Raw genomic sequence first — 12,039 nt, forward strand, 5'->3', positions numbered from 1 at the left:
AAAATGAATAAAGAAATTTTGTTAGTGGCGGAAGCCGTTTCAAATGAAAAACAAGTGCCTAGAGAGAAGATTTTTGAAGCGCTAGAGTATGCAATCGCTAGTGCAACCAAAAAGAAAAACGAAGGCGAAATCGAAGTTCGTGTAAGTATCGACAGAACGTCTGGTGACTTTGATACATTCCGTCGCTGGTTGGTTATCCCAGATGATCAAGAGCAAGAGAATCCATTTGCTGAAATTACGTTTTCTGCGGCGCAAATCGACGAGCCAGAGATACAACTTGGCGATTATGTGGAAGAACAGATTGAATCTATTAAATTCGACCGCATAACTACGCAAACCGCTAAGCAAGTCATCGTACAAAAAGTGCGCGAAGCTGAGCGTCAGCAAATGATTGCTGAGTACGAAGACAAAGTGGGTGAACTGGTTACGGGTACGGTTAAGAAAGTAAACCGCGACAATATCATTATTGATTTGGGTAATAACGCAGAAGGCGTTATCTACCGCGATGATATGCTTCCTCGTGAAACTTTCCGTCCAGGTGACCGTGTACGTGGTCTTCTTTACGTTATCCGTCCGGAAGCACGCGGTGCACAGCTATTTATTAGCCGTACTCACCCAGACATGCTAGTTGAATTATTCCGCTTGGAAGTGCCTGAAATTGCAGAAGAGACGCTAGAAATCAAATCTGCGGCTCGCGATCCAGGTTCACGTGCAAAAATTGCCGTTAAAACTAACGACAAGCGCTTAGACCCAGTAGGTGCGTGTGTGGGTATGCGTGGTTCACGCGTACAAGCCGTATCGGGCGAGCTTGGCGGTGAACGTGTTGATATCGTGCTTTGGGACGAGAACCCAGCGCAATTCGTTATCAATGCAATGGCTCCCGCTGAAGTTGCGTCAATTGTTGTTGACGAAGACAGCAACAGCATGGACGTTGCGGTTGAAGCGGACAACTTAGCTCAGGCAATTGGCCGTAGTGGCCAAAACGTTCGCCTAGCTAGCCAGCTTACAGGCTGGGAACTTAACGTGATGACGGTTGAAGATCTCAACAAGAAGCACGAAGAAGAAAACGCGAAGGTACTTGATCTATTTACTGCTGGTTTGGACATTGACGAAGAGTTTGCGTCTGTCTTGGTAGATGAAGGCTTTACAACACTAGAAGAAGTGGCATACGTGCCAGCAAGCGAGCTTCTAGCAGTTGAAGGGTTAGATGAAGAAATGGTTGAAGAGCTGCGCAACAGAGCGCGTGCTTTCTTAACCACGCGTGCACTAGCGAATGAAGAATCGCTTGAAGGTGCAGAGCCTACAGAAGCCTTATTAAATCTTGAAGGTATGAGTAAACACGTGGCTTATGTGTTGGCCAGCCGCGGTGTTACTGACCTAGAAGAATTAGCAGAACAAGGTACCGATGATATCAGTGATATCGATGAACTAGACGAAGAGAAAGCCGGTGAGTTAATCATGGCGGCTCGTAATATCGTATGGTTCAGTGAAGAAGAGTAAGGTCAACAGGGGGAAAATTACGTAATGGCAGATGTATCTATTGAAAAGCTCGCCAGCGACATTGGTACGACCGTTGACCGATTGGTTGGCCAGTTTAAAGACGCGGGTATCTCTAAGAGTGCCGGCGATCAGGTAAACGAAGACGAGAAACAGAAACTATTGGATCATTTAAGTAAGCAACACGGTAGCGCAGCTGAACCAACGCGCATGACACTTAAGCGTAAGACAACTAGCACATTAAGTGTTGGTAAGTCTAAAGAAGTGAAAGTGGAAGTACGCAAGAAGCGCACATACGTTAAGCGCAGCGACGTTGAAGAACAGCAGCGTCAAGCGGAAGAAGAAGCGAAGCGCCTTGAAGAAGAGGCACGTTTGAAGCGCGAAGCAGAAGAGAAAGCAGCTGCTGAAGCGAAGAAAGCCGCTGAAGAAAAAGCGCGTAAAGCAGAAGAAGCTAAGAAAGCTGCTGATGAAGAGCGTGCACGTCGTGCGGAACAAGCTAAGAAAGAAGCTGAAGCCCGTAAAGCAGACGAGCCTGAACTAACTGAAGCTGAAAAAGCGGAAGCAGAAGCAGCGCGTCAGGAAGAAGAACGTCTTCGTAAAGCACAGGAAGAAGAAGCGCAGAAGAAACTTGAAGAAGACGCGAAGAAGGCGGCTGACGAAGCGCGTAAACTTGCTGAAGAAAACGAGCGTCGCTGGAAAGAAGAAGAAGAGCGTCGTAAGAAAGCAGAAGCTGAAGAAGTTCACTTGCACTCTAACCGCTACGCTCAAGAAGCAGAAGATGAAGAAGACATGCAAGTTGAGCGTTCTTCACGTCGTCGTCGCAAGTCTAAGAAAAACGCTGGTGAGCATCTTAAGCAAGGCTTTAACAAGCCAGCAGCGCCAGTAGAGCGCGTTGTTAAGCTTGGTGCAACTATCACGGTTGGTGAGCTGGCAAGTAAACTTGCTATTAAGTCTAACGAAGTTATCAAAACGATGATGAAGATGGGCGAGATGGCTACCATCAACCAAGTACTAGACCAAGACACTGCGGTACTAGTTATCGAAGAGATGGGTCATAAGTACGAGCTTGTAAATGACAATGCGCTTGAAGATGAGTTGCTAGCAGACGGCACAGAAGGCGAGAAATCGACACGTGCTCCTGTTGTTACCATCATGGGTCACGTTGACCACGGTAAAACATCACTGCTTGACTACATTCGCCGTGCGAAAGTAGCAGACGGTGAAGCGGGTGGTATTACCCAGCATATCGGTGCTTACAAAGTACAAACAGATAACGGTGAAATCACCTTCCTAGATACCCCTGGACACGCAGCGTTTACTGCAATGCGTGCTCGTGGTGCTACGGCGACGGATATCGTTATTCTTGTTGTTGCTGCAGATGACGGCGTAATGCCGCAAACGAAAGAAGCTGTACAGCACGCCCGTGCTGCGGGTGTACCTCTTATCGTTGCAGTGAACAAAATGGATAAAGAAACAGCTGATCCAGACCGCGTTAAAACTGAGCTATCTCAACTAGAAGTTATCTCAGAAGAGTGGGGCGGTGAGCACCAGTTCTGTAACGTTTCTGCGAAAACGGGTATGGGCGTCGATGAACTTCTTGATGCTATCGTTCTTCAGGCAGAACTACTTGACCTTAAAGCAGTAGCTGAAGGCTCTGGTCGCGGTATTGTTATCGAATCTCGTCTTGATAAAGGTCGTGGTCCGGTAGCGTCAGTACTCGTTCAGGAAGGTCAACTACTTGCTGGTGACATTCTACTTTGTGGTGAAGAGTACGGCCGTGTTCGTGCAATGCGCGACGAAAACGGCAAAGAGATTAAGGTTGCAGGACCTTCAACGCCGGTAGAAGTACTTGGTCTTTCAGGTGTTCCAGTAGCTGGTGAAGATGCCGCGGTTGTTAAAGACGAACGTAAAGCTCGTGAAGTAGCAGCGAAGCGCCATCAGAAGAAACGCGAACTTAAGCTTGCTCGTCAGCAAAAAGCGAAACTTGAAAACATGTTTGCGAACATGGAATCAGGTGACGTTAGCGAACTTAACATCGTACTTAAAGCTGACGTACAGGGCTCTGTAGAAGCGATTTCTGAGTCACTGGTTAAGCTTTCTACTTCTGAAGTTAAAGTTAATATTGTAGGTAGTGGTGTAGGTGGAATCACCGAAACTGACGCGACCCTTGCGGCTGCATCAGGCGCTATCGTACTTGGCTTTAACGTTCGTGCCGATGCAACAGCACGTCGCGTACTAGAAGCTGAAGAAATTGACCTACGTTACTACAGCGTTATCTATCACCTAATTGACGAAGTTAAATCGGCAATGAGCGGTATGCTTGCACCAGAGTTCAAGCAGGAAATCATTGGTCTTGCCGAAGTACGTGACGTATTCAAGTCACCGAAATTGGGCGCAATTGCAGGCTGTATGGTTACAGAAGGTAATGTTAAGCGTAGCAACCCAATCCGTGTACTTCGCGACAACGTAGTAATTTACGAAGGCGAATTAGAATCACTACGTCGCTTTAAAGACGACGTACAAGAAGTACGTAACGGTATGGAATGTGGTATCGGCGTTAAGAACTATAACGATGTGAAAGTAGGCGACCAAATTGAGGTCTTCGAAATCGTTGAGGTTAAACGCGAAATTTAATTGCCTTAGTTAATTCGGCATGTGAAAAACGGGGGCCGAGTGCTCCCGTTTTTGTCTGTATAAAGTAAACAGACTCAAGCATGCCCTACGTTAAATAAGGAAAGGAGAGTACAATGGCTCGTGAATTTTCACGTACCGACAGAGTCGCTCAGCAAGTTCATAAAGAAGTAGCGAGCATTCTGCAAAACGAATACAAACACCGTGTAGGCGATATGCCTTTAATTACGGTTTCTGATGTAGATGTATCGCGCGACCTAGCTCACGCGAAAATCTTTGTGACTATTTACAACAGCACTGAAGAAGAAGGCAAAGCCCAAATTAAGCAGCTAGCTGAATACAAAAAGTTTATTCGCAGTATTCTTGCCAAACGTATTCGCATGCGTTCAGTACCTGATCTTCACTTCTTTGAAGACAAATCGATTGTTGAAGGCATGCGCATTTCTAATCTTGTGTCTCAGACCATCGCTAAAGATGAGTCGAAGCGCGATGAAGACGATTCACAAGAGCAGGAGTAAATGGCAAGACGTCGTAAGGGCCGTGACATTAACGGCATAGTGTTGCTTGATAAACCACTGGGTGGCTCATCAAACCAACTATTACAGAAAGTACGCTGGCTGTATAAGGCGGCCAAAGCGGGCCACACCGGCGCGCTTGACCCGCTAGCTAGCGGTATGCTGCCGCTGTGTTTAGGTGAAGCTACCAAGTTCTCACAGTTTCTTTTGGATGCGGAAAAGACCTACGAGGTTACGGCACAACTTGGCGTGCGCACAACCACGTCTGACGCTGACGGTGAAGTGGTAGAAGAGAAGCCCGTTGAAGTCACTGAAGAGCAAGTACGTAAAGCGTGTTTAGCTTTTTTAGGTAAAAGTAAACAAATTCCGTCTATGTTCTCTGCGCTTAAACATCAAGGTAAGCCACTATATCACTATGCCCGTCAAGGCATAGAGATTGAGCGTGAACCACGTGATATTGAAGTGTATGAACTGGACGTACTGCGAATAGAACTGCCTTATGTTGATATGCGCATCAAGTGCAGTAAAGGTACTTATATTCGCTCTATTGTGGATGACTTAGGTCAGAACCTAGGGTGTGGTGCTTATGTGACCCGCTTACATCGCACCGAAGTTGCTGACTATCCTACCGATAAAATGGTGTCGCTGGATAAGTTAATTGAAATTCAGGAGTCGCTAGAAGACGGTGACTTCAAAGCCCTTGATGACTTGCTTATTCCTATGGATACAGCTGTAAGTCGTCTACCGTTTGTGACAATTAACGACGCCGAAAGGAATCGTTTTGACAATGGCCAATCGGTTAAAGGCATGTGCAGTGAAGCACTTTGTGAAGGGACATCCTATCGGGTCTACCACGGCGTTGATACTAATGGTATTTTCCTTGGCGTTGGGGAAGGGGTGCTTGACCCAAAAGACCAAGGCATACCTAAACAAGAAGTATTTGTTAACCCTAAGCGCCGGGTTGTTTATCCATAGACGTAGCGCCTGTAAATAAAGATGGTTTATGGCTTGCTAAGTGTGTAAACGTCATTATAATACTGCGCTCATTCCGCTTTGCTGAATTAGTGATCGGCGAAGCATAAATTTTAGGAGAATGATATGTCACTAACTAAAGCAGAAACCGCGAAAATCATTGCTGAGTACGGCGTAAAAGAAGGCGACACTGGTTCACCAGAAGTTCAAGTAGCTTTGCTTACTCACAACATCAACAAGCTTCAAGGTCACTTTGCTGATCATAAGAAAGATCACCACTCTCGTCGTGGTCTTCTACGCATGGTTAGCCAACGTCGTAAGCTTCTAGACTACCTTAAAGGCAAGAACGCTGAGCGTTACCTTGACCTAATCAAGCGTCTAGGTCTACGTCGATAAGACTAGGTTTCAAGAAAAGCGCCCATTGGGCGCTTTTTTTTCATCCGTTTTTTACTTAAGAGATACTCTCCTTCGAACTAGGCTAGTCTGCAATTTCAACTTTCCTTTGAATGTTGCTTCTTATCTTCATACATCCTTTCATCGGCAATATGAATAAGTTCTTCTAACGTCTTTGCCTCTGATGGATAACTTGCATGCCCAATACTTACCCCTATGTTGAATGTCCCTTGAGTGGTAGTGATAGGCTGAGTCAGTGTCTTAAATAGCCGCATCGTTATCCGCTGTATGTCGTATTCTTTACTAAGTTCAGTGACGACGACAATAAACTCATCACCACCGACACGCGCAGCAATGTCGTATGAGCGGCATAAAGCTTTTAGTCTTTGTGCAAGCTCTACAAGTACCTCATCACCAAGAGCATGACCATATTCATCGTTGATTGGTTTGAAACGGTTTAGATCGAGATAAAATAGGGTACAAGATTTTGCGTTCCTTTCTAGCCTGGGGAGTTCATTGCGCATATAAGTAGATAGCGCCAATCTATTGGCAAGCCCCGTTAAGGTGTCGCTATTAGCAAGCTTTTTAATTTTTTGCTCGGCTTCTATTTGCTCAGTAATATCAACGTTAATACCGAACATCTTACTACCTTCAACGCGGCCGTATGCTTTGACGTGACGATACTGCTCATTTAAGGCTTTAATTCTATACGTTGCTTCAAAAGAGGATTTTTCTAATACCGCCTTCTCAATTTTTTTCTTTACGCCATCGATATCACTAGTATGGACGGTGTTTTCCCAATCACTAAAAAGGCCACTAAAACGATTTTGGGATATATTGTAAATTTTGTGCATCCACTCGTCCCAAATAAGAAGGTTAGCTCGGATGTCCCATTCCCATACTCCAATACGAGCAGCGTCCGCAGCCATAGACATTCTGCGATTCAGCGTCTTAAGTTCGTACTGGGTTTCACGCCATTTAGTTACATCTTCAGAAAGTGATAAAATAAACTGTGCGTCACCGTAACTATCACCTATGACTATTTTTTTTGTGTGCAGGTAGCGCACTTTGCCGCCAATATTGAGTCTGTATTCATGCGCGTTTTGCTTCTTGGAACTTAACAGTAATTGCTTATCATCACTAACAAACGCCTTAGCTTCTTTTTCTTCAAATATATCAAAATCAGACAGCCCAATTAACGATGCTTTATCAATACCCAATAGCTCACTTCCCGCATCGTTAACATGCGTAATAGAAAGCGTCTTAGCGTTTTTTACTAGCAACATATTGGGCAGGGCGTCAAACACGGTTTGCGCAAAGACTTCTTGGTTTTTTACATCCGATAGGTCTTTAATCGTACACATATAAGCGACATGGTTTCCCGGCAATTGTTTAACTTTCAGAGAAAGAGGAAACACTTTGCCATTTTTTCTTATGCCGTCCAACGTAAATGGGGCGCTATGCGCAACGCTGTTATTTGCCCCTTTCTTTAAACTAACAATTAGTGATTCAGTGGTATGTTTAGAAGGACTAATAAGTTCTCTTATATGCACCGACTGCGTGGTAAGGGTAAAGTCACTCAAGCCGAACATGTTTAACGCCACAGGATTTGCAAACTCGACCAAGCCCGAATTATCAAAGGTGATAACGCCATCTTGTACGGTGTTTAATACGGCGTTGTATCGCTCAAGTAATAAAGTTCGTGTGCGAAGTTCAATAAATACCAAGATAGCAAATGCAAATAGCATGACCATTAGCATGACTAGATAAACTAGGTTCTTGGTTTCAGGCTCTTGCAGTATTTTAGTCTCTGGAAGGGCGTAGACGTGCATAGACAGCATTCCGGTATAGTGCATGCCGGAAATAGCGGACCCCATGATGATTGCTGGTACTATTTGCTTTGTAATGCGAAGCTGCGCTGTAGTCACATATTCATGGGTTTTTAATGCGATGCCGGCCAATCCCACAGCAACTACAATCGAAAGGGAGAAATACCAGCCATCGTAAGCCATTGCGGCGTCCATCTGCATCGCCATCATGCCGATGTAGTGCATACTGCCTATGCCGACCCCCATATAAATACTGCGAAGCCATAGCGCGTTTTCCTTGTAAGGCAACTTGCCCATAACAACAATGCTTGCGAGGATCGCAGGGAATACGGATAGCAGAGTAATAAAAGGGTCGTAAGAGACCACAAGCGGAAGTTGATAAGCAAGCATGCCAACAAAGTGCATGGACCAAATTCCAAAGCCCAAAAAGCATGCAGATGCCAGCGACCAATAAGTCCGCTCGTTTTGCATCTCCGTTTGCGCCATCTTAGCGGCAAGCACGAAAGAAATTAGTGATGCTGATATGGCAATAAGAACGGAAACCAGTACGAAAAATACATCGTAGGTAGCTAGAATTTCAGTATTAGGAGAAAAATCTGCTACTGAAAAAAAATGATAATGTCCGTGTTTCAAGGCGTAATAAAGCTAAATTAGATACTACTATTAAATGTAGTAGTTCCACCTATTTACGCAACTCTACTTTCTCTGCTGTCTTGGTTGATGAACGAACGGCGTTTTGCATCGTCTTTAATTCTTGAGCTGTTAAGTTTCGCCATTGACCTGGTTTTAGTGACCCGAGTTCTAAATGCATAATGCGTGTGCGTTTAAGTTTAGTCACCTCATAGCCTAAGAATTCGCACATTCTGCGTATTTGGCGATTAAGCCCCTGGGTAAGAATAATAGTAAACTTGTTTTTGCCGGTCGGTTTAACAACACATGGCTTTGTCACTGTACCTAAGATGGGCACGCCGCGCGCCATACGCTTCACAAACCGTTCACTGATAGGCTGGTTAACCGTTACTTCATACTCTTTGTCGTGCGCATTTTCAGCGCGCAATATTTTATTTACGATATCACCATCGCTGGTGAGTATGATGAGCCCTTCAGAAGGCTTATCAAGCCTACCTACGGGAAATATACGTGCCTTATGACCGATAGCGTCAATAATATTGCCTTTAACATGGCGCTCGGTAGTACAGGTTATGCCTATAGGTTTGTTGTATACAATATAGACCCTATCTGATTTGTCCTTCGCTACCGCACCTACCACCTTGCCATCAACTTTAACAATATCGCCGACACCAATTTTAGTACCAAGCTCTGGTGGTTTGTTATTTACCGTAACGCGCTTTTGCTCAATGAGTTTATCCGCTTCTCGGCGTGAACATAGGCCTGTGTCACTAATATATTTATTTAAACGTTTAGGCGCTTGGTCACTCATTGCGCAGTATGTCCTATCTTATTTCGTCGAAGGCGGTAATGGTATCACGACAAAAAAGAAAGGGGCGATTAACCCCTTTCTTTTTTCTGTATTTATCTGGAGTAGCCATACATTGCTGTTCGTTTTGAAAACAACAAGCCAGCTGGTGGTAGGTAATTTAACTGCCAGCAGGTGAGGGAGGTGAACCCGCACCACCACTCGCACTGCCACTTGATACTACTTTTGTGGCGATGTCGCGGATCTCGTTTTCTAAACTGGTAATGCGTCCAGATAACGTTGTGTTGCGCTGCTCCAATACTGATAGTTTATCGGTAAGATTACGCACACGTTGCTGGGCACTTTGTTTATCGCTTGTGGCTTGTTCTAGTTGAACGTTCACAGCAAGTAGTTCATCGGCTAGTGATGCCAATTGATTTTTAACAGAGCCAATTGCTGCAGCTTGGCTTTTTACATCGTCAGAAACGGCGCTGACATTTTTATTCAATGCAGTTTGAACATTGCCAACGCGATCACCAAGGTCAGCGATTTCTTTTTGATTACGACGCCATGCCGAAGCCCAAAGTTTGTCCATTTGCTCCCAAAGTTCATTGGTTTTATTAGACAACTCAGTAACTTTGACTTGTAAAGCAACCGTAGATTCACCAATTTCCTCGCCTGTCGCAGAAAGCTTGCTTTCTAGCTGCATAATGCGCTTTTCAGCTTGCTCAGCCACAGCCTTTTGTTGCTCAAGCATAGTGTACAAGTAGTAACAACCACCACAAGCCGCTAAGGCGATCAAGGCAACTAAAACAACCCAGACTCCGTTACCGCTACCACTATTTGAAGGCTGGCGGTTGGCTGAAGGGGAAGGTGAGGGCGTGGTCGCCTTTGTTGGGGCCGCTTGCCTCTTTGTCTGATAATCTCGACGGTCTTCTTCATCCAATCTAATGGTTGGAAACTCATCGTTTTTCGAATTATTTGCCATAGTAAATTAATAATCTCTTTATGTAGCGCTCTCTTCATTACGTCAAAACGTTTTATCTTAAAGAGAGCCCATTATTCTTTGCGCGCAGTTTCATGTTATCGCTAAATCAAAGGAAATTCTATGGCTTATGTAGAATGCTAACTTTCCATAAGCCAAAGAAGCTGGAATTTGTCTAACCCCAGCATTTTTCAATGGCATAAACCTGATTAGTTTTTATCGCCAATCCATTCGACGCGATAAAGGTCGCGGCGTCGGTCCAGGTAATTTCGCACCGAGCCCTCATTTTGCAGCTTAGTGAGTTTGTCGAGGTCTAAATCAACGATAAGCGTCATCTCTGTATTTGGTGTCGTTTCAGACACAATAGCATCGTGAGGAAACGCGAAATCACTGGGTGAAAACACCGCGGTTTGACCATACTGAATATCCACGTTATCAACCTTAGGCAGGTTGCCTACGCTACCAGCAATAGCTACATAACATTCATTTTCGATAGCCCTTGCTTGTGCACAGCGACGAACGCGTAAATAACCATTTTTCGTGTCTGTCCAAAACGGCACAAATAAAATCTGCATCTCTTGGTCGGAAAGAATGCGCGCCAGTTCTGGAAATTCCACGTCGTAACAAATTAGCACGCCGATTTTCCCGAAATCGGTATCAAAAGTCTTAAGGCTATTTCCGCCCTTCATAATCCAGTCCTCTTTCTCGTGAGGTGTTGGATGAAGTTTGTATTGGCTTTCAATCGTTCCGTCTCGCTTGCATATGTAGCTTACGTTATACAGCTGTTCCTCTTCTACGACAGGCATTGAACCCGCGATAATCGTAATATTGTACGAAACAGCGAGATGAGATACGGCAGTTAAAATTTCATCGGTATAAGTAGCTAAATGCCAAATAGCGTCAATTGATGAATCCGATGGGCTAAGGCCCATAAGCGGCGCATTGAAAAACTCAGGGAATAAGGCCACATCGCACGAATAGTCAGAAAGTGCGTCGACGAAGTATTCAACCTGCTGAAGAAGCTCTTCTACATTGTTGAAATAGCGCATTTGCCACTGGATGCATCCTATGCGCGCACTCGATTTTCTGCCGGCGATTAACGAAGGCGTGCCCGGCTCGTAGTAAATGTTATGCCATTGAAGTAATGTGGCATAACCCTTTGATGCTTCATCTTCCGGGAGGTATGCGGTCATTACTTGCTTTACTTCAAAGCCGTTAGATAGTTGAAACGTTAAAATCGGGTCGTAAATATCCTTAAGCTTTACTTGCTCGATGTACTCATAAGGCGACAATTCATTCGCATAGTTTCTATAATTGGGTATGCGACCCCCAGCCATAATTGATTTTAAATTTAAGTTTCTGCACAACTCTTTTCGCGCTTCGTATAACCGTCTACCTAAACGAAGACCACGGTATTCTGGGCAAACAATAACTTCTACGCCGTAAAGCACATCACCATTTGGATCGTGAGTCGTAAGATAGGCATCGCCGGTTATTTCATCGTAACTATGCTTATCGCCAAACTGGTCGTAATCAACAATGACAGAAATGGCGAAGGCAACCACTTTGCCTTTATCTTCAATACATATTTGTCCTTCAGGAAACGTGGTGACTTGCGCTTTATAATTAGAGTAGGGCCACGCGCCGCCAACGTTTGCGTATACCTTGTCCATCAACCCTTTTACATCGTTATAGTCGTCCAGTCTTAAGTTTCTTAAGTCTAGATGGTGTTCCGTTTCTTCTATTTGTGTTTGGTCTTGACTCATGGGGTACTCTTTTTACTAAAAATTCTGATAAATA

9 protein-coding genes are annotated in these 12,039 nt (G+C 44.7%); 5 read left to right on the forward strand and 4 right to left on the reverse strand.

The window, feature by feature from the left end; all coding sequences use genetic code 11:
* Positions 1–3 precede the first annotated feature (3 nt).
* The 5 genes from nusA (at position 4) to rpsO (ending at position 6,011) form a co-directional block, all read left to right on the forward strand.
* Positions 4–1,500 (forward strand): transcription termination factor NusA, encoded by a 1,497-nt coding sequence (nusA, locus tag IW644_RS03725; protein WP_179983225.1) that lies wholly within the window; start codon positions 4–6, stop codon positions 1,498–1,500.
* Between the two features lie 24 nt (positions 1,501–1,524).
* Positions 1,525–4,131: a translation initiation factor IF-2 gene (gene infB, locus IW644_RS03730; RefSeq protein WP_269916449.1), complete on the forward strand. Its 2,607-nt coding sequence runs from the start codon at positions 1,525–1,527 to the stop codon at positions 4,129–4,131.
* 113 nt (positions 4,132–4,244) lie between these two features.
* Positions 4,245–4,646, forward strand: coding sequence for a 30S ribosome-binding factor RbfA (rbfA, locus tag IW644_RS03735; RefSeq protein ID WP_118495169.1), 402 nt, complete (start codon positions 4,245–4,247; stop codon positions 4,644–4,646).
* Positions 4,647–5,618 carry a tRNA pseudouridine(55) synthase TruB gene (gene truB, locus IW644_RS03740; protein WP_269916450.1) on the forward strand — a complete coding sequence of 324 codons (972 nt, stop codon included), beginning with the start codon at positions 4,647–4,649 and terminating at the stop codon, positions 5,616–5,618. It begins immediately after the preceding gene.
* A gap of 123 nt (positions 5,619–5,741) precedes the next feature.
* On the forward strand, positions 5,742–6,011 hold the full coding sequence (rpsO, locus tag IW644_RS03745) for a 30S ribosomal protein S15 (protein WP_012518257.1): 270 nt from the start codon (positions 5,742–5,744) through the stop codon (positions 6,009–6,011).
* 95 nt (positions 6,012–6,106) lie between these two features.
* Here the strand turns inward: rpsO and IW644_RS03750 are convergent, their stop codons facing one another.
* The 4 genes from IW644_RS03750 to IW644_RS03765 form a co-directional block, all read right to left on the reverse strand.
* On the reverse strand, positions 6,107–8,470 hold the full coding sequence (locus IW644_RS03750; RefSeq protein ID WP_269916451.1) for a diguanylate cyclase domain-containing protein: 2,364 nt from the start codon (positions 8,468–8,470) through the stop codon (positions 6,107–6,109).
* Between the two features lie 49 nt (positions 8,471–8,519).
* Positions 8,520–9,278: a 23S rRNA pseudouridine(2604) synthase RluF gene (rluF, locus tag IW644_RS03755; protein ID WP_269916452.1), complete on the reverse strand. Its 759-nt coding sequence runs from the start codon at positions 9,276–9,278 to the stop codon at positions 8,520–8,522.
* A 157-nt stretch (positions 9,279–9,435) separates the two neighbouring features.
* A complete protein-coding gene (locus IW644_RS03760) occupies positions 9,436–10,242 on the reverse strand; it encodes a hypothetical protein (protein WP_179983229.1) in 807 nt (268 codons plus the stop codon).
* A 206-nt stretch (positions 10,243–10,448) separates the two neighbouring features.
* Complete coding sequence (locus IW644_RS03765; RefSeq protein WP_269916453.1) at positions 10,449–12,005, reverse strand: carbon-nitrogen hydrolase family protein; 1,557 nt, start codon at positions 12,003–12,005, stop codon at positions 10,449–10,451.
* Positions 12,006–12,039 lie beyond the last annotated feature (34 nt).

It is taken from the genome of Alteromonas sp. PRIM-21 (assembly GCF_027563165.1).
Lineage (GTDB): Bacteria > Pseudomonadota > Gammaproteobacteria > Enterobacterales > Alteromonadaceae > Alteromonas > Alteromonas macleodii_A.

Coding starts and splice junctions, on each gene's coding strand:
- rbfA (WP_118495169.1), top strand. CDS start 4,245: ATGGCTCGTGAATTTTCACGTACCGACAGAGTCGCTCAGCAAGTTCAT.
- rpsO (WP_012518257.1), top strand. CDS start 5,742: ATGTCACTAACTAAAGCAGAAACCGCGAAAATCATTGCTGAGTACGGC.
- IW644_RS03760 (WP_179983229.1), bottom strand. CDS start 10,242: ATGGCAAATAATTCGAAAAACGATGAGTTTCCAACCATTAGATTGGAT.
- rluF (WP_269916452.1), bottom strand. CDS start 9,278: ATGAGTGACCAAGCGCCTAAACGTTTAAATAAATATATTAGTGACACA.
- infB (WP_269916449.1), top strand. CDS start 1,525: ATGGCAGATGTATCTATTGAAAAGCTCGCCAGCGACATTGGTACGACC.
- IW644_RS03765 (WP_269916453.1), bottom strand. CDS start 12,005: ATGAGTCAAGACCAAACACAAATAGAAGAAACGGAACACCATCTAGAC.
- nusA (WP_179983225.1), top strand. CDS start 4: ATGAATAAAGAAATTTTGTTAGTGGCGGAAGCCGTTTCAAATGAAAAA.
- truB (WP_269916450.1), top strand. CDS start 4,647: ATGGCAAGACGTCGTAAGGGCCGTGACATTAACGGCATAGTGTTGCTT.